Here is a 23,286-nt window from a genome sequence, read left to right on the forward strand (position 1 = left end):
GCAACGCCAGTCAGCCTGTCATGACGGCCGTAAATGCAGATTAACCGAATTTTCGCGAAAGATAATTACGCCTGGTAAATAGGCGCTATGAATGAAATTCATAGAAGGATGCTGTATTTCCAGCGTATCTGCGCGTGTTAGTGTGGCATGTCTGCATCCATCACGAATATGCGGTCTGCCGATGAAATCGTTGTTTCACGGTGGGCGATAATGACTCGGGTGATGTTCATCGCTCTTATCGATTGGTTTACCTGGCTTTCGCTTGTTTTATCCAGGTGGCTGGTGGCTTCGTCCATAAATAAAATGCCAGGCCTGCGGTATAATGCTCTGGCAATATAAAGCCGTTGCTTTTGACCGCCGGATAACCCTTCGCCCAGTTCACCAATCAGTGTTTCGTAACCCATCGGGAGTTTCATAACATCATCGTGGATATGGCTGGCGATAGCACATTCCACCACCCACCGATCGTCAATATCAGGGCGGAAACCCGCAATATTTTCTTTAATTGATCCTGAAAATAGCTTGTCTTCTTGCATGATACAGGCGATGTGCTCGGCATAATGGTCGAAACCAAGTTGTTTAATATCGATTCCATTGATTCTGACGCAACCTTCGGTGGGTTCAAATAACCCACACAGCACTTTCATTAGGGTGCTTTTACCTGCGCCAGAGACGCCCGTAATAGCAATACTTTCTCCTGCACGAATGCTCAGATTCAGTTTTCTGAAGATGTCACCTGCGTGGTTATCATAGCGATACGCCAGATCGTGAGTCTCCAGGATTAACGCGCCCTGGGGTAAATGCAATGGGCTGGTTGCCATTGGCGGTATCGCCTTTTGCAGGGCAATATCTGCGATGCGTTCACTGTGTAAACTAATGATCTTCAACTGGATGATAAAGTTAATCAGCGCATTTATACGGTCATAGAACTGGCTTCTGAAGGTATTAAATGCGATAAACATGCCGATGGTTAAGTGGCTATCAATCATCAGTCTGCCACTTACCCAAAGAATGACAATTTGATCGCAGGTGGCGATAAACGACACCACACCGCCAAAGAAAAGATCCATTCTCGTCAAACGAATACCGGTATTGATCTTATCCGAAAAAAGATTAAACCAGTTGTTGACCCTCAGCTCAGTCATGCCCTGAATTTTAATGGTTGCGATGCCGTACAGGGTTTCCATAAAGTAAGAGTTCAGGCGCGCTTCTTTAATTAACTCTTCTTCGGATAACTGACGATAATAGCGGTAGGTTGCAAATCGGATAAGGGTGTACAACGCCGTAAAAGAGACCACAATCAGGCTGAGCTGGAGATTGTATAAAAACATCATTATCAGCAGCCCTATAACCATCAGCGTATCAATGATGCTGCCCGTTAATCCTGTAGTAAAGGTCGAGCGGATAATATCGAGCGAGTGAAAGCGAGACTGAATATCACCCAGTTTTCGTCTTTCGAAGTAGGTTATCGGAAGCTTAACCAGGTGTGACAAGAGGCCAAAACTCCATTGAACATCAATGAGTGTTCCCAGTATCAACGTGGTCCAGGATCGTATAATACTGACAGTCAATCGCAACAGGATAAGAATAAAAAGCCCAAGACAGATGATGTTCAGTAACCCATAATCCCCGGAGGCAATGACATTATCCGTGACTAATTGTGTTCCTACAGGCAATAGCAAGCTAATGAATTCAATGACCAGGGATAAGAAAAATATTTTTGCGAGAGAGGGAATCAGACCGTTAATATTTTTCAATAACGCTGATGTTCGTAATGTCTTATTCCGTTTTTGCCCTGAAAATGAGGTTCCTGGCCATAATTCAAGCACCACGCCGGTAAAATGCCGGGAGAGTTCTGGCAGGCTAATCACACGCTTTCCGAGAGCGGGATCGTGGATCACAACGCTGTTCTTACCCACCTTAACCAGCACGACGAAATGATTAAAATCCCAATGCAAAATGCAGGGCTTCCGGACGTCGCGCAGCTCCAGAAGGTCCACTGATAAAGCGCGTGAGAACATTCCCAGTTCACCTGCAATTGCTTTTATAGACTGAAGATTAACCCCACGAGCCGATAAATTAAACTGCTGCCTGAGTTGCAATAAATCGACCTGCTTACCATAAAAGCTGCATACCATCGAAAGGCAGGCCAGACCACATTCGGAGGCTTCGGTTTGAAAGACTACGGGGACACGTTTAAATAACGTCAGATCCAGTTTGCGTATCAGTGTTTCAGGGTGATAAATATTAGTCATTGCCCACATCCATTACGCTCATTTTCATTTCATAAAATGGCGACAATAACCATTCATAGACACGTCTTTTTTCCAGGAAAAGCGTGATTTGTGCTTTCATTCCTGTGCCGAGAACAAGCGGCTTGCCATGAACCTGCACAGACTGGCGTTCAGGTTTGATCATGATCTTGTACCAGGATTTTTTATCGTCATAAAATTCCTGCGCGATAGTTTGTTTCGACTGTAATTCTGTTTTTGGGGCAGGGAGCCTTGAAATTGCGGATATTGATGCCCTGAACTGTCCAAATTTCTCATAAGGAAACGCGTCATAACTGACATTAACCTGCTGGCCGACGGTAAGATAAGGTAATACCTCATCTGAAACCCAGGTTTCGAGATAACAGGGTGAATGCGTGCTCTGCTGAACACGGGCTAATACATCTCCTGCACTAAGCATTTTTCCCTGTGCCGTATTTACCGAGTCGATTGCGCCATCGGCTGTAGCTTTAATGACATAGTTCCCCTCGGCTTCCGTATTCAGTTTTTCTTTTTCCAGCTCGTATTTTTGTTGCTCAAGCTGATAAATCTGCTGGTCATAGTCGGAGGCTTGCGTTTGAATCTGATGATTAAGGGTGTCGACTTGTACTTGGTCCTGTGATTTTCTGGCGACCAGATCGGAAACATTGCTCTGTTGTTGATAAAGAAGGGCGCTTTGACTGCTCATCTGATCTTTAGTGACAAGCCCTTTTTTCTGATAGGCACGATAATCTGAAACGTTTTTCTCTATTTGATGTAATTCCTGCTGCGCCTGAGTAAGAAGGGTCGATGAGACCTTAAAACTGGACTGATAATGTTGTTTCTGCACAGAAAGTGAATTGAGCGTACTTTGTTTCGTCGAGTACAAATTTGTCATCATGCTACTGATACTTTTTATCTGTAGATCAATATCTCTTTTTTTATTCTCATCAACGAAACCTGACTGGGTCGATACGCCAGAGTGGATGAGAAATAAGGTGTCGCCTTTTTTTACGTGGTCACCCTCGGTAATGTATTTCTGTACAACCGTACCCTGTGTGGAGGCATAAATATTAACGGGGCCGGGGAATGTAGTTATCTCGCCATGAACAACGACGCGTCGGGTATATGTCCCTTTAACGACGAAAGTGGTGATAGCACTGATAAAAAGGATACAGAGCAATACGATATAGTAAAAAGGAATGCCGGGAAGAAGAATGGCTTTGCCTTCCCATTGGGTTCGTTGATATTCAATGGCTTCCTTGCGAAACAAATTTGGCCTCCTGCTGTTGAGGAAATAGCCGCTGAAGATAAGCGGCTATTGGCTATGTGGCGCTACATTGCCATTTTATTGATTAATGTTTACCGTGGTCGGTGTTGTGACCGCCACCATTTTTTGAACCGCCATTACCTTTCGAGCTACCACCACTTTTACCGCCAGCATTGACTGAGCAACCGCCGCTAAAAGAGGTGCTTTCAGAGTGGGAGCCATCTTTATTGGTTGTGCTGGTATGAGAATAGCTACCGTTGCAACCTGCGCTGCTACCACCGAACATTCCACCAATAGCATTGCCGATAGAACCCCACATGCCTGCACCACTTACATGACTTAATTCATTTTCATTCAGTTCACGCATAATTAATTTTCCTTGCAATAGTGAGCAAAAGGTATACCCATAATATCCATAGACTTTTTCCATACCATTTCACCATCCGTGTATGAAATGTTTTTTACGCCAAATTGCGTAAAATCCTTCTCGCTGTACGTCGACAGGCCTGTGTCAGGATCACCAATATTTTCTTTTTGCCCGCAAAGCGGCATCATCCATGACACATGTATATTGTTGTAGAATGCTTTATCAGTTTTTCTTATTTCGGCAAAGATCTTATCTGTTGTCGCAGGGTCAGATGTTCTTTCTCCATCGACTGTCGTGATCAATTTGCTGTCATCCGAATTGGGTGAGCCATGAAAACCAATAATAGAACCGTAATTGATTACTTTATTTTTTGCGGCAGGGAAGAGGTAGTTAGCACAGGAAGAGAGACAAAGTCGCCTCACTTCGATACTGATGCCTTTATCGTGAATAATACGCCCGATATTAATGGCAGTTTCAATATCACCACCGCCACTGTTAATGGATATTGTCTGAACAGGGATCAGGTTTTTTTCTATGATTGATGCAATGATTTTGTCATCATTTTTAGAAATATTTCCATCCACATACAAAGTATCAAAGATGAGATGAGTGGACATTTTTTCGCTCAGCCCTTGCTTCACAATAAGCTGATTCGAGAGTTGATATAAAATATCTCTACTGGCTTTTTTGAAGTGATACGTGTTGTATGAATAAATAGCGACAGCGCAGAGTATCGCTATAAAAACGGCTCCCAGGATGTATCCCTTTTTTATCTTCACGAAAAAGCAGCTCCATGTGTAAAGTCATGTAAATTTATCAATATAAAAAAGAAGATAAATGCGGTATTTGTATCTAAATGTAAATATAACTCAATTTAATTTTGATGATTTATTGAACAAACCCAGGAGGAATGGGCTTGTCACGGCAATGTATGCACAAAATGAGTAAGGTTTTTCTGGAAGTACCTACCAATAAGAGGGGTAATCGATAGAACGCTTATTATTTCTCTTCTTGGTTTTATCTGGATATATTGCTCGATATTTACGCTGGGTCGCCAATGAAATAAATCTGGCATCCGTGACCTGATATGCCAGAGAGGGTAATCTATTGCTGTTTCGCTACATTCAGGTAAATCGCAATGGATAATTTGGCGCTAAGGTATGGCCGTTTTGGCGAGCCGGGCTCCGTGCTGCAGCCAGATATGTCATCGCCAGGCCCGCTTATGCCAGGATGCCTTCGGGTGCAGATGCTTTTTTCTCCGGTGAATGCGTCGGATATTATTCCCATCACTGGCGCATACCGCCACCGAACGCCTTTGCCGACAGTGGCAGGATATGAGGGCGTCGGAGTGGTGATTGACGCGCCGGAAGAGGCTGTTCATCTGCTCGGAAAGCGTGTCTTACCGTTACGTGGACAGGGGACCTGGCAGCGCTATGTGGATTGCCCGCTCAGTATGGCGATTCCTGTGCCCGACGATATCCATTCGCACCTTGCCGCGCGAGCCTATATCAACCCCCTTGCTGCACAACTGATGCTCACACACTATCCTTCGGCAGGAAAACGCGTGCTGTTGACGGCGGCGGGGTCTGACTGTGCCATCTTACTGGGGCAGTGGGCGCGACGTCTGGGCGCAGAGACGGTGTACGGCATTCATCGCTCAGCCATTCACGCAGACCGTTTAGCGGCGCTGGGCATCATACCGATCTCGCAAAATGAGACGGCCACCATCAGGGCCATCGCCGCACAGTCAGACAGGGTTTACGATGCCACGGGGGGGCGTCTGGCAGAAGAGATCCTGAATGCCATGCCAGAAGAGGGCGTTTTTATCTGTTATGGCATCCTTTCAGGCCAGCCGTTCCGCCAACAGCACGCTCGTCCGAGGGTTGAATGGTTCCACATCCGCAATTATCTGGATACGCTGAGTGTTGAGGAATGGCAGGCGGCGTTTCGTCAGATCTGGTCGAGGCTGCGAACAAGCCACTACAGCGAGGCGACGTTATTTCCCCTGACTGAGTGGCAGGCTGCACTGACGTTTTATCGTGAGGCAGGAAGGTTCAGCAAGCCGTTGCTGTCGATGGGACTGTGAGAGAAAGCCCTCCCTTTAAGAGAGGGCCAGCGTTTAGCGATGATCCATATCGCTCAACAGTATCGCGATGCTTTGCCCGCCTGCCGTCTGTTCCAGGGCGATTTTCACAATAATGGTCAAAGGCACAGAAAGCAGCATGCCGACCGGCCCAAGCAGCCAGCCCCAGAAAATTAACGACAAGAACACCACTAAAGTGGACAGTCCCAGTCCGCGGCCCATCATTCGCGGTTCCAGCATATTTCCAAATATCAGGTTAATGAGCAGATAACCTGCGAGTAAGACGAGGGCATCGTAAAATCCACTGAAGACCAGGACCTGAAGAATGGGGGGAATGGCTGCCAGTACGGACCCAATATTAGGAATGTAGTTAAGTGCAAAAGCCAGTAATCCCCAGACGAACGCAAAGCGAACATCCAGCGCGGCAAGCATGCCCCAGACAACAGCACCCGTCACCAGGCTAATGGCGGTTTTCAACACCAGATAGCGAGAGACACTATCCAGTGCGCGCTGGATGGCTTGCATCCCTTCAGCAGGACGGGCCATGACCTGTTGTAATTTTGCGGGTAACTGTGGCACTTCAAACAACATGAATACCACTGTCAAAAACAGCAAGAAAATGGAGGTCATGGCATTTGAAAGTTGTGTCAGCAAACTGGTGACCAGCGTCATTGCGGCATTTGGGTCGATATATTTCAGCAGTTCTTCAACCGATACCTCAATACCTGCACGTTGTAGCCAGGGCTCTAGCTGCAAGAGGGGAATGACCAGCGATGAACGGTATTTTGGTAGCGTGCGTGCCAGTTCATTGAGCGATGTTCCCAGATACGCGACAAGCAGCACCATCGCGATAATAATGATGCCGATCAGCAGTGAGATCGCTAAAACACGCGGTACGCGTAGCCGAACCATACGCTGTACCAGCGGGTTGAGGATCACCGCGATAAACAGTGCCAGAATAAATGGGACGATGATATCGGCAGCGAAACGCACGCCCGTCAGAATGATCACCATCATACCCAGCATGATGACAATTTTAAGCCCGTTAAGGGTAATGATAGGTTTGGCCATGAAGATTCCTGAAATAATCCTTTTATTTATAATAAGTGTGATTGACGATTCAATAAACTAACCAGGGTCAAACAGTATGGGTAAAGAATTGAAAAGACTTTGAGTAAATTCCTGGCTTATGGTACAAATCAGGCGTGTTTAACTACTGAGGACAATTTTCATCCGCAAAGACGAGAAGCAACACCGCGGATAATTGTAATTTTATGGACAATGTGTTCAGGACGTATTTTTCAAACAACACCGCTGTATTCTCCACTTCCTTTTGCCTTCTTTCTGGTGAGCAACACTGGCGCAACGCGCTGTAGTCACGTCTTCTGCCTGAGCTAGCGCCATGCGTCTGGCTATCTGATCGTATTTCATATTTTTGGGTTTGCTGCATACAGCGAGCCTCGATGGATTATATTCTCAAGCAGGAGAAGAACATGTTTTATTGGGTATTATTAGCGTTGGCTATCGTGGCTGAAATTACGGGTACGCTTTCAATGAAATGGGCCAGTGTCAGCGACGGCAATACTGGCTTTATTTTAATGTTGGTGATGATCTCACTCTCCTATATTTTCCTGTCCTTTGCGGTAAAAAAAATCGCCCTGGGTGTCGCTTATGCGTTATGGGAAGGTATCGGTATTTTATTGATCACACTCTTCAGCGTACTGTTATTTGATGAAACGTTATCGACCATGAAAATTGCCGGTCTGACAACGCTGGTTGCGGGTATCGTGCTGATTAAATCGGGCACGCGTAAGCCAGTAAAACAGCAGAAGGAGCAGGCTCATGCAGCAGTTTGAGTGGGTACACGCTGCCTGGTTGGCATTTGCTATCGTGCTGGAAATTGTGGCAAACGTATTTTTGAAGTTTTCTGATGGTTTCCGGCGGAAATTCTACGGCCTTATGTCCATTGCTGCCGTACTGGGCGCATTCAGTGCATTGTCACAGGCGGTAAAAGGCATCGACCTTTCGGTCGCGTATGCGTTGTGGGGCGGTTTTGGTATTGCCGCCACCCTGGCCGCAGGCTGGATCCTGTTTGGCCAACGATTAAATAACAAAGGCTGGGTCGGCTTATTGTTGTTGCTGGCAGGAATGATCATGATAAAACTTGCCTGATGTGAGCGCTGCCTGCATTTGCGGGCAGCGAAATTTGCTACCTGTATTACTCTTAGAAAAGAAGAACTTTGAAGAGGGTGGCGAATGTATTACACATTAAGCTGGCGTAATATTCCTACGGCAAAAACCCTGTTTGTCATGATATTTATGGCCGGGATCGGCTTAATCGTTTCGGTTGTCGCACTGCTTTATCTTTCGCTTCATCTTATCAGCACCAAAACCAATGAAATTGATGAGCACCGCTCCGCGCTCTCGGTTCAGGGTGCTATCCAGACTTCCGTAAACCGCGTCTCGTCACTGGTTATCGATAATGCCGTCTGGGATGACGCCGTTCGGGAGGTTTACAAACCCGATATCAACACCGAATGGTTGTATAACACATGGGGAGCGGGTTTTAAGATCAATAATCTCTACGATGGCACATTTGTACTGGATCAACATTTCAACGTGCTGTGGGGCTCGTTCCGGAGCAAACCCTTTACCGAAAAAAGTCTCGATTTTTTTGGCAATGGCCTGAAAGCGTTGATCAGCCAGCACACCCGCGCGTTACCCAGCGATAAGACTATCTATGCCGGGATCACCAGAACCCGCAATGGTGTGGCGTTCATTGGCATTGGGCTTGTTCGGCCAATGGTCGGGCCTCTGAAGGTCAATGATGATACACGTCGATATCTGGTGATTACACGTCATCTCAACCCCCAGATACTCTCCGATCTGGGCGCGACGTTTCAAATCGATAATCTGAACTATACCCCGGACAAAATTAACGATACGAGCATGCCGCTTCGAAGTTCAGCGGGAGAGTTACTGGGTTACCTGAACTGGCAAGCGCGTCTGCCTGGCGCACAGGCAGCTCATGCGGCATCGTCAGAAATTACACAGATCGTCATTCTGGCGGCAGCCCTGATCTTACTGTTTATTCTGCTGAGCAGCGTTGGGTTGTACAAGCTTGCGAGAGGAGAAAGTCAGGCCCGGCTGGTGGCAAGAACCGACTGGCTAAGCCACCTGCCAAACCGACGTGCGCTGATTGAGTCCCTGGATAAGGTGAGCTTGCGCGGAGATATTGATGTTAAAAGCGTGGTCTTTATCGATCTTGATGGTTTTAAAGATGTGAATGATATCTATGGTCACAGCGTTGGTGATGATTTGATCATCGCCATTGCCAAAACGCTGCGCGAGCGGGTTCCGCCAGGAGGGATGCTGGCGCGTATGGGGGGAGATGAGTTTGCAATGACCATTGGAGGCGATCGTGCTGAAGCGCTGGCCGCGGCTTTTGCCGGGTCGGTGCTTGATTTTCTCAATACGCCCATTCGTCTGGGCGATCGCACGATTCATATTGGAGCCAGTATCGGCATTGCCAGCGGAACCCTGATTGAATGCACCAGCTCTGAATTGTTCCGCCGGGCAGATATCGCGATGTATCACTCCAAAATTACCGGAAAAGGGCGTATTACCCATTATGACGCCGAGCTGAACAGCGCGCGTGAATGGCAACTGGCGATAGAAAATCAGATCCGCAATGGACTTGAACGCAATGAGTTTGACGTCTGGTATCAGCCCATCATTGATGCACGTAGCCAGAAAATGACCAGCGTAGAAGCCCTTGTCCGCTGGCCGCGTCGCCCGGCAGGCGAACTTGGGCCAGATACCTTTATTTCCATTGCCGAGACAAGCGGTTTGATCTACAAGCTCGGGCAATTCGTCCTGCATCGCGCGTGTCAGGATCTAGAGCCTTTCAACGATCTGAAACTGTCAGTGAATATCTCCCCGGCGCAATTCCGCGATCCCGAATTTGAAGATAAGGTCGCAAAAGTACTGGAGATGACCCGTTTCCCCGCTAAACGCCTGCAACTGGAAGTAACAGAAACCTATGTACTGGAAAATCCGGAACGCGCAAGGACGGCAATCGTCAATCTTAAAGCGTTAGGCACAGCAGTGGCACTGGACGACTTTGGCACGGGGTATTCGAGCATTGGCTATTTGCGGCGCTTTAACTTTGACACCATCAAAATAGACAAATCGCTGGCTGGGCTCGTGGATAACGATGAGCAGGCGGCAGCACTGGTGAGTGGAACCGTGCGGATCGCGAATGCACTGGGCATGGCGGTTGTGGCTGAAGGGGTGGAAAACGAAAAACAGATGAAATTGCTCAGGCTGGCTGGCTGCGATCAGTTGCAGGGCTTCTGGTTCAGCCAGCCGATGCCTATCGAGGCAATTATCGAATTACGTCAGGTAAGACAGTGCTGAGTTATTGTTGCGCCAACGCTTCCAGCCTGTCGCGAAAACCGGTCACGGACAATGCGCGGTTATCTGCACGCCATCTGTCTTTGGCGGCGGGGGCTGAACTCTGCACACCAATCAACTGCCAGCCGCTGTCGGTTTTTAACATCAGTGGCGAGCCACTGTCACCGGGGAGCGTATCGCACTGGTGCGATAACACACTGTTTTGTGCCCAGCCCGTAACAACACAGTCGTTGTGCGTGTAGAGCGTGTCAAGATGATCCACCGGGTAGCCTGACTGCGTCACTTTTCGATCGGCTGTTTTCAGTGCGGCCGTCAGCGCGGCTTTATCGCCGTCAAACAAGGGCAGTGGTGTAATACCTGACGGCGGATAACGCAATACGATCAGACCAAAATCCCACGATGCAGCAGCCGGTGGGACAATCCAGCCGTCGCCATCGGGTTTTAAACGTTTACCCAGTGACGGGTCTACGCGGCCTTCAATACCGTGGATTTCATAACGCCATACCCCTTTTTGCGATACAAAACGTAACGCGATGGCTTTATCCGGTTTGCCATTTGGCGGCGTTAACAAACAGTGGCCTGCCGTAAGTGCCAGTTGGGGGGTAATTAAGGTCGCTGTGCATAAGTTGCCGCTGGCGGTTTCCAGTTGCCCGATGGCATCCCAGGGTGGCTGAGTAGGATCGGAGACACGCGTCCGGTCGTCATGACCGAAAAACAACGTTTTTACATCTTTGGCGGAAAGGGTGTCATCACCGCTATCGTCCGCATGTGAAACGCCAGAAAAGAGAGCAACCGTTCCCATTAACAACACAACAGATTTACGCATATCACACTCTGGTGGGGTAATTATGATTATTAAAAGTGAACCCTGTGAAAATACTATAGACGGGACAGCGTTAAAGTGGGAGTAAAATCAGCGTGCTACATTCAGGAAAGATAAAAGTGGCTTGCGATGAGCGCGCACAAAATAAGTAATATAAGGATGAGCTCAAACCGATAGCGTCGCAGCATACGCCCTCCGGATAAAAAAACGGCGCTGATCCTTTTCCGGTTCAGCGCCGGTTTACTAACGTGCCCCGAAGGGCACGGTTATGCATGTATCTTATGCAGCTGGCTGTGCAGCTGGTTTAGCAGCTTCGTGTTTCACTGCTTTTTTGTGGTGTTTTTTAGCAGCCTGAGCTTTCTGAGCTACAGCGGGTTTAGTCGCTTTTTTGTGGTGCTTTTTAGCCGCCTGAGCTTTCTGCTCTACAGCAGGTTTAGCCGCTTTTTTGTGATGCTTTTTAGCCGCCTGAGCTTTCTGCTCTACAGCGGGTTTAGCGGCTTTTTTGTGGTGCTTTTTAGCCGCCTGAGCTTTCTGCTCAGTTGGTGCTGCGGTTGCTGGAGCAGCGGCTTCTTTTTTCACTGCTGCTTTATGATGTTTCTTATGGTGAACCGCTTTTGCTGGCGCAGCGGTAGTGGTTGCAGCTGGCGCAGCAGCAGGTGTTGCGGTCGCGGTAGTTTCAGCAGCGAATGCAGCGGAAGACAGACCCATAGCAGCGGCAACAACCAGAGCTAATACTTTATTCATTCTCATACCCTCGAATTTGGTTTTTCATTTAACCCCACTGCGGGGCCGTTGAAATAACTATATCCCTGTAAATCCGGGGTTTCCGTGAGTGATTGGTATCGGCGTGTAACGGAATGTACAAAGGCGGTGGGACAGCATACGAACGGGCTATTACAGGCACGCCCGTATGCCAGACAGTTACTTCTTCAGTGACGCGAGTATGTGTTCCGGAGACTGACTGCCCACAATCGTCCGCGATGATGGCTCAATGACAACCATAACGGGAGTTACCGTAATGCCGAGCCTGTCTGCAAGGGCTGATTGCCGCGTGACCAGGTCGGAACAGGCCGGAGTTGTGTCATTATCAGGTAAAAATCCCGCCATCGCACTTTGCAGGCTTTTCACCTTATCCGCAGAACACCAGACTCTGCCCATATCTTCAATCACCGAATCGCGAATAGCGCCGGGCGCGACGGTCAGAAACGACATCGTCAGGCCTGCATCTGTGTACTGCTTAACATTTTTCACTACGTCACTGCAGTAGCCGCACTGGTTATCAATAAAGACCAGAAGCTTGTACTTTTCAGCGGGAGCCTGAAACGTTATGGGGTGGAGATCAGACAGAGAGCGGGTGATATCGTCATACGCTTCTTTCGGTGTGTTATCCGTGACAGGGGGCTGCGTTGCGAATGAACTCAAACTCATCGTACACAGTATTGCCGACGCAATGGTCTTCATCATGCCTTTCATCATTCATCCCTTTATCTATTTTTAATGTCTGGTCTGTTAGCTACATATTGTGTGACCAGGGCATTACTTAATACATAAAGTGGCTGATAACGATATGTGCGAAATCATTTTCTGACTGACTAACGTGTGAAACCGCCGGAGCTTGCCCCGGCGGTATTTATTACAGATAACGTGACGTCAGGTGTTCACGGAAATAGCGGATATTGAGATCTTCACCCGTGGCCTGGGTGATCAGCTGTGAGGTCGTGAAGCGGCTGCCATGCTGCCAGATGTTCTGGCGCAGCCAGTCAAACAAGGCAGAGAAGTCACCGCCAGCAATAGATGCGTGTAAGCCTGGCAGCGCGGTTTTCGCCGCATGGAAAAGCTGTGCGGCATACATTGCACCCAGCGTGTACGACGGGAAGTATCCAAAGCCGCCGTCGGTCCAGTGGATATCCTGCATGCAGCCGTTGCGGTAGTTATCTTTAGTGGACAACCCGAGCCAGGCCTGCATTTTCTCATCCCACAAGGCCGGAATATCCTCCACCTCGATTTCGCCATTAATCAGCGAACGCTCAATCTCATAGCGCAGCACAACATGTGCCGGATAGCTTACCTCATCGGCATCGACGCGGATGTAACCCGGCTTCACGCGCTGGTTCCAGGCGATAAAATTCTCTTCGCTAAACGCCGCCTGGCTACCGAAACGGGCATGAACGGCAGGCAACAGGTGTTTTAGGAACGCGTTGCTGCGGCCCAGTTGCATCTCAAAGAACAAACTCTGGGATTCGTGGATCGCCGTTGAACGTGCCTGGGCGACAGGTTGCCCGGCCCAGGCTTTCGGCAGATTTTGCTCATAGCGGGCGTGACCTGTTTCATGAATCACGCCAAACAGAGCACTCAGCAGTTCGTCCTCATCGTAACGCGTGGTAATTCGTACATCTTCCGGTACGCCGCCACAGAACGGATGCGCACTGACATCCAGGCGACCAGCATTAAAATCGAAGCCAAGCATTTTCATTGCTTCCAGTCCCAGCTCGCGCTGAATGGCGGTTGGGAAGGGACCTTGCGGTGGCACGAAGGCGTGCTGAGACTGTTTTTCTACCACGTTCGCAAGCAGATCCGGTAGCCAGGATTTCATGTCGCCAAACAGCACATCAAGGCGATCGCTGGTCATATCCGGTTCAAAAATATCCAGCAGCGCGTCATAAGGCGAGCAGCCTTTGGCTTCGGCGCGCAAGCGGGCCTCTTCCCGGCTGTGTTTGACCACCTCTTTCAGGTTGGTGGAAAATCCTTGCCAGTCATTCGCAGGACGTTGTGTACGCCAGGCGTGCTCGCACTTGCTGCCCGCCAGAGATTTTGCTTCCACCAGCGATTCGGGCAGCAAAGACGCTTGCTGATAATGGCGCGTCATTTCCCGCAGATTAGCCTGTTCAAGATCATTCAGATCTTCGCTTTCAGCGGCTGCCAGCCATTCACCCACTTTTTTATCGGTCAGGATCTGGTGCTGTAATACGCTCATTTCAGCCAGTGCTTCACCGCGCGCGGCACTGCCGCCTGGCGGCATCATGGTGAACATATCCCAACTGGCGATGGAAGAGAGATGTGAGAAGCGGGAGAGACGCTGGAAGGTGCGGGTGAGTGCCTGATAAGAAGCGTTTTTCTGCATAGTTCTTGTTCTCGTTAGGTTGGATGTGCTCCCGGAGTGTAACGTGATTTAGGGTGGATTAATGCACTTTTGATGCACTGGCTAATTTCTGATGAGGGCGTGGAAGACGACGGGAGAGAAGGGAGTCGACCATTAGCTGAAGAGGGATGTGACACAAGGGAGGAATAATTGCCCCTGATCTGTCAGCCATATAAACATTGGCCCACTTTTGCAGATTCGATAATTATGGCAACGATCAACGGTTTTATTGCTGGCTCTGGTGAAGGTCTCTTTTGCCAGAAGGGGGATTCAGACTCAATGGAGTTTCTGCCATCAAAGTGCGAACATTTGAGACGAAAATGTGTGAACCAATCCGACAAAAAGTCATCTGCATCCAGATATGAAAAAGCCCCGTACTTTTCTCATTGCTACGGGGCCAGAATAACGTGTCGCTATTTTAAGCGTCGATGAAGACTTCTCCCAACCAGCAACGCCGCGCACAGCATCAGTGCAATGAATCCCCCGACACCGTTCCAGCCATAGTTATGCCAGAAAACGCCGCCGAGTGTCCCGGCGATACTTGAACCCAGGTAATAACTGAACAAATACAGGGATGAGGCCTGGCCTTTAGCACGACGTGCGCGTGGGCCGATCCAGCTACTGGCAACCGAATGGGCGGCGAAAAAGCCTGCGGAGAACAGCAACATTCCGGCAAAAATAAGCCACAAGGATGAGAAAAGTGTCATCAGCAAACCAACCAGCATGACGCCCGTCGACACCAGCATGACCGGCCCACGGCCAAAGCGTGCAGTCATGGCCCCGGCTTTTGGCGAACTCCAGGTCCCGGTGAGATAGGCGACAGAAAGCAGGCCGACAAAAGCCTGGCTCAGATGCCACGGAGAGAGCATCAGACGATAGCCAATGTAGTTAAACAGCGTCACAAAAGAGCCCATCAGCAGGAAGCCCGCCAGGAACAGCAGCGGCAGCCCTTTGTCACGCCAGTGCAGTCGAAAATTGATAAACAAGGTTTTCGGGCGCAGGGACGTGGGACGAAAGTGGCGGGATTCAGGGAGGATCCTCCAGAACATCAACGCAGAGGCGAGGGCGAAACAGCCAATCACCGCCAGCGCTATTCGCCAGTTGAAGATGTCGGTAAACACACCGCTTAAGAGACGCCCGCTCATGCCGCCGATGGAGTTCCCGCTGATGTACAACCCCATCGAGAAGGCGACAAAGCTGGGGTGGATCTCTTCGCTGAGGTAGGTCATCCCAACGGCGGCCACGCCGCTGAGTGATAACCCGATCAATGCGCGCATGATCAGGATGCCGTGCCAACTGGTCATCATGGTGGAGAGTAATGTACAGACAGACGCCAGCATAAGTGCGGTGACCATCACCTGTTTGCGACCAATCGCATCGGAGAGCGGCCCGGTAAACAACAAACCGACCGCCAGCATCCCGGTGGAAATGGAAAGTGAAATACTGCTGCTCGCAGGCGATACACCAAACTCATGAGATAAAACAGGCAGAATAGGCTGAACGCAATACAGCAGGGCAAACGTTGCCAGCCCGGCGGAGAAGAGCGCCAGAGTGACGCGCATAAATGGGGGAGTACCACGTTTAATGAACTGAACTGGCTGAGATCTTGCGGGTAAAACATCAATATCGCTTGCCGGAGCGGTATCGATGGTAGTTGTACGACTCACACTGATTCCTTGCTTAAACATCCCCGTGATTTCGGGTGACGGGTATGACCACGAGATTAGGGTAGGAAAATGTAAATATTCTGTCTAATATATTAATAATCTCAAATGATACTTTAAAGATATGAATATCGAGCTGCGTCATTTGCGCTACTTTGTTGCAGTGGCGGAAGAGTTACATTTTGGCCGGGCTGCGGCGCGCCTGAATATTTCACAACCCCCGCTGAGCCAGCAAATTCAGATCCTGGAACAACAGGTGGGGGCGCGTTTACTTGCGCGAACCAACCGTAGCGTCAGCCTGACGGCGGCGGGAAAACAGTTTCTTGCCGATAGCCGACAGATCCTGGGCATGGTGGAAGAGGCGGCGGCGAGAGCAGAGCGGCTCTACCTGGGGGAAACCGGTGAACTGCGGATTGGGTTTACCTCATCTGCCCCCTTTATCAGCGCGGTTTCTGAAACGCTCTCCTCGTTTCGGCGTGATTTCCCTGATGTGCATATTCAGACCCGTGAAATAAACACTCGTGAGCAGATCGCGCCGCTAAACGAGGGGGCGCTGGACCTCGGGTTGATGCGTAATACGCAACTGCCGGAGACGCTAACGTGGCAGGTTATCTTGCGTGAACCGCTAATGGCGATGATCCCACACGATCATCCGCTGGCCTCTCACCCGGTAGTCACGCTGGCGGAACTGGCGCAGGAGCCGTTTGTCTTTTTTGACCCGCAGGTGGGAACCGGATTATATGACGACATTCTTGGCATGATGCGTCGCTATGGTCTGTCTCCGGTGATTACGCAAGAGGTCGGGGAGGCGATGACCATTATCGGCCTGGTGGCTGCGGGTCTTGGCGTTTCAATTCTTCCGGCCTCTTTTCAGCGGGTGCAATTACGCGAAATGCGCTGGGTATCTATCAAAGAAAAAGATGCAGTGTCTGAGATGTGGCTGGTGTGGTCAAAACATCGGGAACAGAGTCATGCGGCACAGCGTTTCAAAACGCAGTTGATGACAGCCGCTCGTGGGCGTTATTTATAGGGAAAAGTGGGTAAAAATGTGCGGTAAATCACATGGCTAAGTAAATATTTGACGACTGCCTGTGAAGTGCTTCACCATAGTCCACAGTTTATTTCGAAGCTCGAAAATAAGGGAGTACGAGGTGGTTGCTGATAGTCAGCCAGGGCATATTGATCAGATCAAGCAGACAAATGCGGGTGCGGTTTATCGCCTGATTGATCAGCTTGGTCCGGTTTCGCGTATCGATCTTTCGCGCCTGGCACAACTGGCGCCTGCCAGTATTACCAAGATTGTTCGCGAAATGCTGGAAGCGCACCTGGTTCAGGAAACGGAAATTCAGGAGCCGGGCAGCCGTGGCCGTCCGGCGGTGGGTCTGGTTGTCGAAACAGAAGCGTGGCACTACCTGTCGCTACGGATCAGCCGTGGGGAAATTTTTCTCGCATTGCGGGATCTGAGCAGCAAACTGGTGGTTGAAGACCGTCTGGAACTGCCACTTGATGCAGAGCAACCTCTCCTGGAGTCTATTCTCTCCCATATCGATCACTTCTTTATTCGCCATCAGCAACGGCTTGAACGCTTAACAGCAATAGCTATCACCATGCCGGGTATTATTGACACTGAGAATGGCATTGTGCACCGAATGCCGTTTTACGATGGCGTCAAAGAGATGCCTTTGGGTGATGTACTGGAAAATCATACTGGTGTGCCGGTCTATATTCAGCATGATATCAGTGCCTGGACGATGGCGGAGGCGCTGTTTGGCGCATCGCGCGGTGCGCGGGACGTGATTCAGGTTGTCATTGATCACAACGTAGGCGCCGGGGTGATTACGGATGGTCGTTTGCTTCATGCTGGCAGCAGCAGCCTGGTGGAGATCGGCCATACTCAGGTCGATCCTTATGGTAAACGCTGCTACTGCGGGAATCATGGCTGCCTGGAAACCATCGCCAGTGTTGAAAGTGTGCTCGAACTGGCACAGGTACGGCTCAGTCAGTCGATGAGTTCCACGCTGCATGGCCAACCGCTAACGGTTGATTCCCTGTGTGCGGCGGCAAAGCAGGGCGATCTGCTGGCCAAAGACATCATTACGGGTGTCGGTAACAACGTTGGGCGTATCCTCGCCATCATGGTGAATTTGTTTAATCCTCAAAAAATTCTGATAGGTTCGCCGCTCAGTCAGGCTGCCGATATCCTGTTTCCGGCGATCTCAGATTGTATCCGCCAACAGTCGCTTCCCGCCTACAGCAAGAACATCGTGGTAGAAAGCACCCAGTTTTCCAACCAGGGAACCATGGCAGGCGCTGCGCTGGTGAAAGATGCAATGTATAACGGATCATTACTGATTCGCTTGTTGCAGGGTTAACTCTTTTCCACAGATGTAAGAAATCTTGCGCTATCTCAAGCCGGGTGGCGCATCCATACTTTAGACTTCCCCCACTGAATTATTTACTTGGTTTATATTTTCAAAGCATATACCCAAGAGGTGGAGTGAGTGATGCTTAAGCGTTTCTTTGTAACGGGTACTGATACTTCTGTCGGGAAAACCGTTGTATCCCGCGCGTTGCTGCAAGCCTTGGCGGCCAGCGGTAAACGTGTTGCAGGGTACAAACCCGTCGCAAAAGGCAGTAAAGAGACGCCAGAAGGCCTGCGCAATAAAGACGCGCTGGTTCTGCAAAGCGTCTCGACCCTGGAATTACCGTATCACGCGGTTAATCCCATTGCGTTAAGCGAAGATGAAAGTAGCGTGGCGCACAGTGGCCTGATTAATTACACCCTGTTGTCGAATGGTCTCGCTCACCTGAGTGAGAAGGTTGATCACGTTGTGGTCGAAGGGACGGGGGGCTGGCGTAGCCTGATGAACGACTTACGCCCATTGTCGGAATGGGTTGTGCAGGAACAACTGCCGGTCGTTATGGTTGTAGGCATCCAGGAAGGGTGCATCAACCACGCGCTGCTGACGGCACAGGCTATCGCCAATGACGGTTTGCCGTTAATTGGTTGGGTGGCAAACCGTATCAACCCTGGTCTGGCGCATTACGCTGAAATTATCGACGTATTGAGCAAAAAACTGCCGGGACCGCTGGTGGGTGAACTGCCTTATTTGCCACGTGCAGAGCAGCGTGATTTAGCGCAGTACATCGATCTCTCGGTGTTCGGCGACATGCTCTCCGTAGATCGAGTCGTGGCGTAACGTTCTCGACAACACGGATGCCACCACACAGGCAACCAGCAAACCGGGCAGTAAAAAATACTGCCCGGTCATTTCACAGACCATCAGTGCCGACATGATCGGTGCGTGCGTTGTGGCAGCCAGCAATGTTGCCATTCCTGCCAGCCCCAGTAAAATCCCTGCTTCCGGAACCGGGAACCACAATGACACAATCTGAGCAAACAACATTCCCGTCGCCATACCCACAAACAGTGTCGGCGTAAACACGCCGCCCGGTGCGCCCGAGCCGCTACTGGCAAGGACGGCCAGCAGCTTACAGATAAAAACCCCTGCTATAACTGACAACAGCGGTGGAGCGAGAAGAAATGCCTGGACAACGCTGTAACCGTTCCCCCAGACCCTCGGTGTCAGCAGAGAAAGCAGCCCCACGATTAACCCGCCAAGTGCGAGTTGCCACGGCGGGGAGAGTTTGAGGCGCAGAAACAGCGAATGGCTAAATGCCATCAACCCCATCAGAAGTGGACCACATACACCGGCTAACAGTCCCGTCCCGACGATCAGGGCATAATCCAGAGCGTTAAGCGTTTCACTAAGATGGACCTCATAAAGCGTACTGGCGCCAGGGCTGAGCAGTCGTGTCGTTAGCAGGGCTACCACCGCGGCAATCACTACCGGACCCAGTGACGCCAGCATCAGTGTGCCAAACAGAATTTCCGCAATAAACAGGCTTCCGGCTAACGGTGCATGGTAAGCGCTGGCCATACCGGCCGCTGCGCCGCAGGCAATCCAGAGTTTCCATTCTGATTTGGGCGTAAAGCGCTGAGCAAAAAAAGAGGCCGCAAGCGCGGCAAGCAGGATCATTGCCCCTTCCCGGCCTATGGCGCTCCCACTGGCTACCACCAGCAGTGACGCGAGGGATTTTACCAGGCAAGCCCCGTAGTCAAACTGTCCGTCGCCCGTATCGATCGCTTCCATATAATCGGTGGGGGCATGAGGGCGTTGCGAGGTCAGTCGTTGCCAGCCCCAGAGCAATATTCCCGCAGCCAGCCCGCCCAGGGCAGGTGTTAACATGCGTCGCCAGGGGGAAAGCTGACTGGCGGCATTGACCAGGCTGCCGCTTTCATTACTGAGAAATAACCACTCAAGCAGATACATGGCATGGCGAAACAGGGCGACGGCCAGTGCCGCCAGCACGCCAGTCAACGTGGCAATCAGGAGCCTGCGAAACATCGCGCGGATGTCAGGGTAAGCATGAAGACGCTGCATAGGTCGCAATTAAACAGGGAAGATACAATATTGTGAGGTGAAAACGCGGGGTTAGCAAAAGGTATGCGTGCGAAAAGGCCGGGCAGGGGCATGGCCACTACCCGGAATGACGGTTAACTGTCGCTATGAATGTTCAGTGCCCGTCGTGTACGGCCGGAACTCAGGTATTCCGCAATGTAATCCTGCGAAATTTCGCCGTTATAGCGCCCGTCCTCGTCAACAATCGGCATCCAGCTGGTGTTGCTCTCATAAAGACGTGAAAGCACCACGCGCAGGTTGTCTTCGGCTTTACCGGTCATACGGAACGGATGAAGAATATCAGCACATGAACCACCCGTGTTACGCGCCTCACGGCGTTTGACAAAGCCCAGCGGCTTGCCGTGATCATCGACCACGGTGATCGCCCGAATATCGTGGTCATCCATGGTGACGAATGCCTCTGAAAGCGAAGTGGTTTCGCGCACCGTAATCGTAGGCTGTTGATCGGTGACATCGCCCGCGGAAACCAGCAACAGGCGTTTCAGCGTCCGGTCCTGGCCGACAAATGAACCGACAAATTCGTTGGCAGGTTTAGCCAGCAGCTCATCCGGGCTGGCACATTGCACAATTCGTCCCTGACGGAAGATGGCAATACGGTCGCCCAGCTTCAGCGCTTCGTCAATATCATGGCTCACCAGCATCACGGTCTTTTTCAGTTGGCGCTGCATCTCAAGAAACTGGTTCTGGATCACTTCACGGTTAATTGGGTCAACCGCGCCAAAGGGTTCATCCATCAGCAATACCGGCGGATCGGCAGCCAGAGCGCGGATCACGCCGATACGTTGCTGTTGTCCGCCGGACATTTCGCGCGGGTAACGGTTGAGAAACTTATGCGGATCCATCGCCACCATATCCATCAGCTCTTCGGCACGGGTTTTACAGCGGGTTTTATCCCAGCCCAGCATGCGAGGCACAACAGTAATGTTCTCTTCAATGGTCATGTTTGGAAACAGGCCAATCTGCTGGATCACGTAACCAATGTTTCGGCGAAGCGTCACGGTATCCATCGCGCTGGTGTCTTCCCCGTTAATCAGGATGGTTCCGCTACTCGGCGTAATCAGGCGGTTAATCATCTTCAGTGTGGTGGTTTTACCGCAACCGGATGGGCCAAGTAGCACGCACATTTCCCCTTCGGGAACGTTCAGATTAACGTTGTCCACGGCCTTAAGCATCTGGCCCTGTTTCTGTGAAAATTGCTTGGTGAGGTTTTCCAGTTTTATCATTATCGAATCCCCTTTGGAGTCAGTACGACCTGCAAACGATGCAGCAACCAGTCGAGCACAATCGCTAAAAGACAGATCATCAGTGCGCCCGCAATCAACATACGGATGTCACTGCCGCCAATACCATTAAGCAGCAGCAAACCCAGCCCGCCCGCGCCGATAACGGCGGCAATTGCCATTACCCCGATGTTCATCACCACAGCGGTACGGATACCGCCGAAAATGACCGGCAGTGCCATCGGGATTTCGACCCAACGCAGTCGCTGCCAGAAGGTCATGCCAATGCCGCGTCCTGCTTCACGCAGGCCTGGCGGCAGATTGTCCAGCGCGGTATGGGTGTTACGCACGATAGGCAGTAGCGAGTAGAGAAATACTGCAGTGATGGCGGGCAGAGCTCCGATGCCCTGACCGATCAGCGAAAAGAGTGGGATCATTAAGCCAAACAGCGCAATGGAGGGAATGGTCAGCACAATGGTGGCGATCCCCAGTACCGGTGTCGCCAGCCATTTGTGGCGAACAATCAAAATCCCCAGCGGTACACCGATGACAATGGCCAGCCCGACGGCGAGCGCCACCAGCCACAGATGTTGCATCGTCAGCGTTAACAGATAACCCCAGTTATCAAAAATGTAGTGAACGGTCTCCATAGCGCCTCCTTACAGCAGCTGTTTGCTACGCAGGAAATCACGGGCGACCTGCTGCGGTGACTGATGATCAATGTCCACCTTCTTGTTCAGTTCGGTGATGACATCGTTGTTTAACTGGCTGGAGAGCGTGTTTAGCGCCTCTTCGAGGCCCGGGTTCGCCTCCAGCGTGTCCTGACGGACAACCGGGGTGACGGCATAGCTCGGGAAGAACCCTTTATCATCTTCCAGCACTTTCAGATCGAAGCCTTTCACCCGTCCATCGGTGGTGTAGATAAGCCCGGCATCGACAAAGCCATCCCGCACTGCGTTATAGACCAGTCCGGGGTCCATCTGGCGAATCTGCGGGCGGTCCAGCGTCATATCGTAGGCCTTTTGCAGTGGCGTCATCCCGTCACTACGGCCGGCAAACTCAAGGTCAAGCCCCAGTAACCAGTTGTTGTCTGGATCGGTTTTGCGGATCTGCTCAATCTTTGCCACCATCTCCGACATGGTGTTGATGTGCTCTGCTTCAGCGCGTTTACGCTGCATGGCGAAGGCATACGTGTTGTTCATGTCAGCGGGTTTGAGCCACACCAGACCGTGTTTCGCATCCAGGCGTTTCACTGTCTCGTAGGACTCCTGCGGCGACATGCGTTTAGTGATGTGGTTAAAGATAATCAACGATGTACCGGTATATTCCCAGGTCATATCAATCTGCTTATTGATCATCGCATTACGGGAGATCACCGTCGCAATGTTGGTCTGCGGTTGAACCTGAAAACCTCTCTTTTGCAGATACTGCACGGTCATGGCCGACAGGATGTGCTGCTCGGTAAAGCTCTTGGTCGCCAGAATTAGCGGGGCGGCCAGTGCCTGGCTGGTGAACAGCGCAGCGGCAAGCAGTGCCGTCAGGGCTGAAAACAGTCTCATAGAAGCTCCTTA

The 23,286-nt window shown here is 50.7% G+C and carries 21 protein-coding genes; 7 read left to right on the forward strand and 14 right to left on the reverse strand.

The window, feature by feature from the left end; all coding sequences use genetic code 11:
* Window positions 1–137: 137 nt before the first annotated feature.
* The 4 genes from HV346_RS10200 to HV346_RS10215 all read right to left on the reverse strand — a co-directional run bounded on the left by HV346_RS10200 (window position 138) and on the right by HV346_RS10215 (window position 4,665).
* Complete coding sequence (locus HV346_RS10200) at window positions 138–2,255, reverse strand: peptidase domain-containing ABC transporter (protein ID WP_181623365.1); 2,118 nt, start codon at window positions 2,253–2,255, stop codon at window positions 138–140.
* Window positions 2,248–3,522, reverse strand: coding sequence for an HlyD family secretion protein (locus HV346_RS10205; protein WP_181623366.1), 1,275 nt, complete (start codon window positions 3,520–3,522; stop codon window positions 2,248–2,250). Before HV346_RS10205 ends, HV346_RS10200 begins: the two co-directional genes overlap by 8 nt.
* Window positions 3,523–3,604: 82 nt before the next feature.
* Window positions 3,605–3,886, reverse strand: a complete 282-nt coding sequence (locus tag HV346_RS10210) for a hypothetical protein (protein ID WP_181623367.1) — start codon at window positions 3,884–3,886, stop codon at window positions 3,605–3,607.
* 2 nt (window positions 3,887–3,888) lie between these two features.
* Window positions 3,889–4,665 carry a hypothetical protein gene (locus HV346_RS10215; RefSeq protein WP_181623368.1) on the reverse strand — a complete coding sequence of 259 codons (777 nt, stop codon included), beginning with the start codon at window positions 4,663–4,665 and terminating at the stop codon, window positions 3,889–3,891.
* A gap of 359 nt (window positions 4,666–5,024) precedes the next feature.
* Here HV346_RS10215 and HV346_RS10220 point away from each other — a divergent pair, with 359 nt between their 5' ends.
* On the forward strand, window positions 5,025–5,972 hold the full coding sequence (locus HV346_RS10220) for a zinc-dependent alcohol dehydrogenase family protein (protein WP_181623369.1): 948 nt from the start codon (window positions 5,025–5,027) through the stop codon (window positions 5,970–5,972).
* Window positions 5,973–6,005: 33 nt separating this feature from the next.
* Here HV346_RS10220 and HV346_RS10225 read toward each other — a convergent pair whose 3' ends face one another.
* Window positions 6,006–7,040 carry an AI-2E family transporter gene (locus HV346_RS10225; protein WP_181623370.1) on the reverse strand — a complete coding sequence of 345 codons (1,035 nt, stop codon included), beginning with the start codon at window positions 7,038–7,040 and terminating at the stop codon, window positions 6,006–6,008.
* A gap of 422 nt (window positions 7,041–7,462) precedes the next feature.
* Here HV346_RS10225 and mdtJ point away from each other — a divergent pair, with 422 nt between their 5' ends.
* The 3 genes from mdtJ to HV346_RS10240 all read left to right on the forward strand — a co-directional run bounded on the left by mdtJ (window position 7,463) and on the right by HV346_RS10240 (window position 10,388).
* Window positions 7,463–7,825, forward strand: coding sequence for a multidrug/spermidine efflux SMR transporter subunit MdtJ (gene mdtJ, locus HV346_RS10230; RefSeq protein ID WP_181623371.1), 363 nt, complete (start codon window positions 7,463–7,465; stop codon window positions 7,823–7,825).
* Window positions 7,812–8,141 (forward strand): multidrug/spermidine efflux SMR transporter subunit MdtI, encoded by a 330-nt coding sequence (gene mdtI / locus HV346_RS10235; protein ID WP_181623372.1) that lies wholly within the window; start codon window positions 7,812–7,814, stop codon window positions 8,139–8,141. The genes mdtJ and mdtI overlap by 14 nt, the downstream gene beginning before the upstream one ends.
* A gap of 84 nt (window positions 8,142–8,225) precedes the next feature.
* Window positions 8,226–10,388 (forward strand): bifunctional diguanylate cyclase/phosphodiesterase, encoded by a 2,163-nt coding sequence (locus tag HV346_RS10240; RefSeq protein ID WP_181623373.1) that lies wholly within the window; start codon window positions 8,226–8,228, stop codon window positions 10,386–10,388.
* A gap of 1 nt (window position 10,389) precedes the next feature.
* Here HV346_RS10240 and HV346_RS10245 read toward each other — a convergent pair whose 3' ends face one another.
* The 5 genes from HV346_RS10245 to HV346_RS10270 form a co-directional block, all read right to left on the reverse strand.
* Complete coding sequence (locus HV346_RS10245) at window positions 10,390–11,211, reverse strand: serine protease (RefSeq protein WP_181623374.1); 822 nt, start codon at window positions 11,209–11,211, stop codon at window positions 10,390–10,392.
* 276 nt (window positions 11,212–11,487) lie between these two features.
* Window positions 11,488–11,952: an acid resistance repetitive basic protein Asr gene (gene asr, locus HV346_RS10250; RefSeq protein WP_181623375.1), complete on the reverse strand. Its 465-nt coding sequence runs from the start codon at window positions 11,950–11,952 to the stop codon at window positions 11,488–11,490.
* Between the two features lie 177 nt (window positions 11,953–12,129).
* Window positions 12,130–12,681 (reverse strand): thioredoxin fold domain-containing protein, encoded by a 552-nt coding sequence (locus HV346_RS10255; protein ID WP_239006484.1) that lies wholly within the window; start codon window positions 12,679–12,681, stop codon window positions 12,130–12,132.
* A 160-nt stretch (window positions 12,682–12,841) separates the two neighbouring features.
* Window positions 12,842–14,329, reverse strand: coding sequence for a carboxypeptidase M32 (locus HV346_RS10260; protein WP_181623377.1), 1,488 nt, complete (start codon window positions 14,327–14,329; stop codon window positions 12,842–12,844).
* Window positions 14,330–14,760: 431 nt separating this feature from the next.
* Window positions 14,761–16,014: an MFS transporter gene (locus HV346_RS10270; RefSeq protein ID WP_181623379.1), complete on the reverse strand. Its 1,254-nt coding sequence runs from the start codon at window positions 16,012–16,014 to the stop codon at window positions 14,761–14,763.
* A gap of 121 nt (window positions 16,015–16,135) precedes the next feature.
* Between HV346_RS10270 and HV346_RS10275 the strand changes: the two genes are divergently transcribed.
* The 3 genes from HV346_RS10275 to bioD all read left to right on the forward strand — a co-directional run bounded on the left by HV346_RS10275 (window position 16,136) and on the right by bioD (window position 19,211).
* The gene (locus HV346_RS10275; protein WP_181623380.1) at window positions 16,136–17,041 is read left to right on the forward strand and encodes a LysR family transcriptional regulator; all 906 of its coding nucleotides are present in this window, start codon (window positions 16,136–16,138) and stop codon (window positions 17,039–17,041) included.
* Window positions 17,042–17,162: 121 nt separating this feature from the next.
* Window positions 17,163–18,383 (forward strand): sugar metabolism global transcriptional regulator Mlc, encoded by a 1,221-nt coding sequence (mlc, locus tag HV346_RS10280; RefSeq protein WP_181623381.1) that lies wholly within the window; start codon window positions 17,163–17,165, stop codon window positions 18,381–18,383.
* Between the two features lie 132 nt (window positions 18,384–18,515).
* Complete coding sequence (bioD, locus tag HV346_RS10285; RefSeq protein WP_181623382.1) at window positions 18,516–19,211, forward strand: dethiobiotin synthase; 696 nt, start codon at window positions 18,516–18,518, stop codon at window positions 19,209–19,211.
* Here bioD and clcB read toward each other — a convergent pair.
* The 4 genes from clcB to osmX all read right to left on the reverse strand — a co-directional run bounded on the left by clcB (window position 19,146) and on the right by osmX (window position 23,274).
* A complete protein-coding gene (gene clcB / locus HV346_RS10290) occupies window positions 19,146–20,456 on the reverse strand; it encodes a voltage-gated ClC-type chloride channel ClcB (RefSeq protein ID WP_181623383.1) in 1,311 nt (436 codons plus the stop codon). The genes bioD and clcB overlap by 66 nt on opposite strands.
* A gap of 113 nt (window positions 20,457–20,569) precedes the next feature.
* Entirely contained in the window at window positions 20,570–21,718 is a 1,149-nt protein-coding gene (gene osmV, locus HV346_RS10295; protein WP_181623384.1) for an osmoprotectant ABC transporter ATP-binding protein OsmV, read from the reverse strand.
* The gene (gene osmW / locus HV346_RS10300; protein WP_181623385.1) at window positions 21,718–22,365 is read right to left on the reverse strand and encodes an osmoprotectant ABC transporter permease OsmW; all 648 of its coding nucleotides are present in this window, start codon (window positions 22,363–22,365) and stop codon (window positions 21,718–21,720) included. The genes osmV and osmW overlap by 1 nt, the downstream gene beginning before the upstream one ends.
* A gap of 9 nt (window positions 22,366–22,374) precedes the next feature.
* A complete protein-coding gene (gene osmX / locus HV346_RS10305; protein ID WP_181623386.1) occupies window positions 22,375–23,274 on the reverse strand; it encodes an osmoprotectant ABC transporter substrate-binding protein OsmX in 900 nt (299 codons plus the stop codon).
* Window positions 23,275–23,286 lie beyond the last annotated feature (12 nt).

It is taken from the genome of Enterobacter sp. RHBSTW-00994 (assembly GCF_013782625.1).
Lineage (GTDB): Bacteria > Pseudomonadota > Gammaproteobacteria > Enterobacterales > Enterobacteriaceae > Enterobacter.

What these genes read in the sequence shown, in the direction of transcription:
- HV346_RS10225 (WP_181623370.1), bottom strand. Translation starts at nt 7,040, where the DNA reads ATGGCCAAACCTATCATTACCCTTAACGGGCTTAAAATTGTCATCATG.
- HV346_RS10240 (WP_181623373.1), top strand. Translation starts at nt 8,226, where the DNA reads ATGTATTACACATTAAGCTGGCGTAATATTCCTACGGCAAAAACCCTG.
- clcB (WP_181623383.1), bottom strand. Translation starts at nt 20,456, where the DNA reads ATGCAGCGTCTTCATGCTTACCCTGACATCCGCGCGATGTTTCGCAGG.
- HV346_RS10255 (WP_239006484.1), bottom strand. Translation starts at nt 12,681, where the DNA reads ATGAAAGGCATGATGAAGACCATTGCGTCGGCAATACTGTGTACGATG.
- mdtJ (WP_181623371.1), top strand. Translation starts at nt 7,463, where the DNA reads ATGTTTTATTGGGTATTATTAGCGTTGGCTATCGTGGCTGAAATTACG.
- HV346_RS10275 (WP_181623380.1), top strand. Translation starts at nt 16,136, where the DNA reads ATGAATATCGAGCTGCGTCATTTGCGCTACTTTGTTGCAGTGGCGGAA.
- HV346_RS10260 (WP_181623377.1), bottom strand. Translation starts at nt 14,329, where the DNA reads ATGCAGAAAAACGCTTCTTATCAGGCACTCACCCGCACCTTCCAGCGT.
- HV346_RS10220 (WP_181623369.1), top strand. Translation starts at nt 5,025, where the DNA reads ATGGATAATTTGGCGCTAAGGTATGGCCGTTTTGGCGAGCCGGGCTCC.
- HV346_RS10245 (WP_181623374.1), bottom strand. Translation starts at nt 11,211, where the DNA reads ATGCGTAAATCTGTTGTGTTGTTAATGGGAACGGTTGCTCTCTTTTCT.
- HV346_RS10210 (WP_181623367.1), bottom strand. Translation starts at nt 3,886, where the DNA reads ATGCGTGAACTGAATGAAAATGAATTAAGTCATGTAAGTGGTGCAGGC.
- osmW (WP_181623385.1), bottom strand. Translation starts at nt 22,365, where the DNA reads ATGGAGACCGTTCACTACATTTTTGATAACTGGGGTTATCTGTTAACG.
- HV346_RS10200 (WP_181623365.1), bottom strand. Translation starts at nt 2,255, where the DNA reads ATGACTAATATTTATCACCCTGAAACACTGATACGCAAACTGGATCTG.
- bioD (WP_181623382.1), top strand. Translation starts at nt 18,516, where the DNA reads ATGCTTAAGCGTTTCTTTGTAACGGGTACTGATACTTCTGTCGGGAAA.
- asr (WP_181623375.1), bottom strand. Translation starts at nt 11,952, where the DNA reads ATGAATAAAGTATTAGCTCTGGTTGTTGCCGCTGCTATGGGTCTGTCT.
- osmX (WP_181623386.1), bottom strand. Translation starts at nt 23,274, where the DNA reads ATGAGACTGTTTTCAGCCCTGACGGCACTGCTTGCCGCTGCGCTGTTC.
- mdtI (WP_181623372.1), top strand. Translation starts at nt 7,812, where the DNA reads ATGCAGCAGTTTGAGTGGGTACACGCTGCCTGGTTGGCATTTGCTATC.
- osmV (WP_181623384.1), bottom strand. Translation starts at nt 21,718, where the DNA reads ATGATAAAACTGGAAAACCTCACCAAGCAATTTTCACAGAAACAGGGC.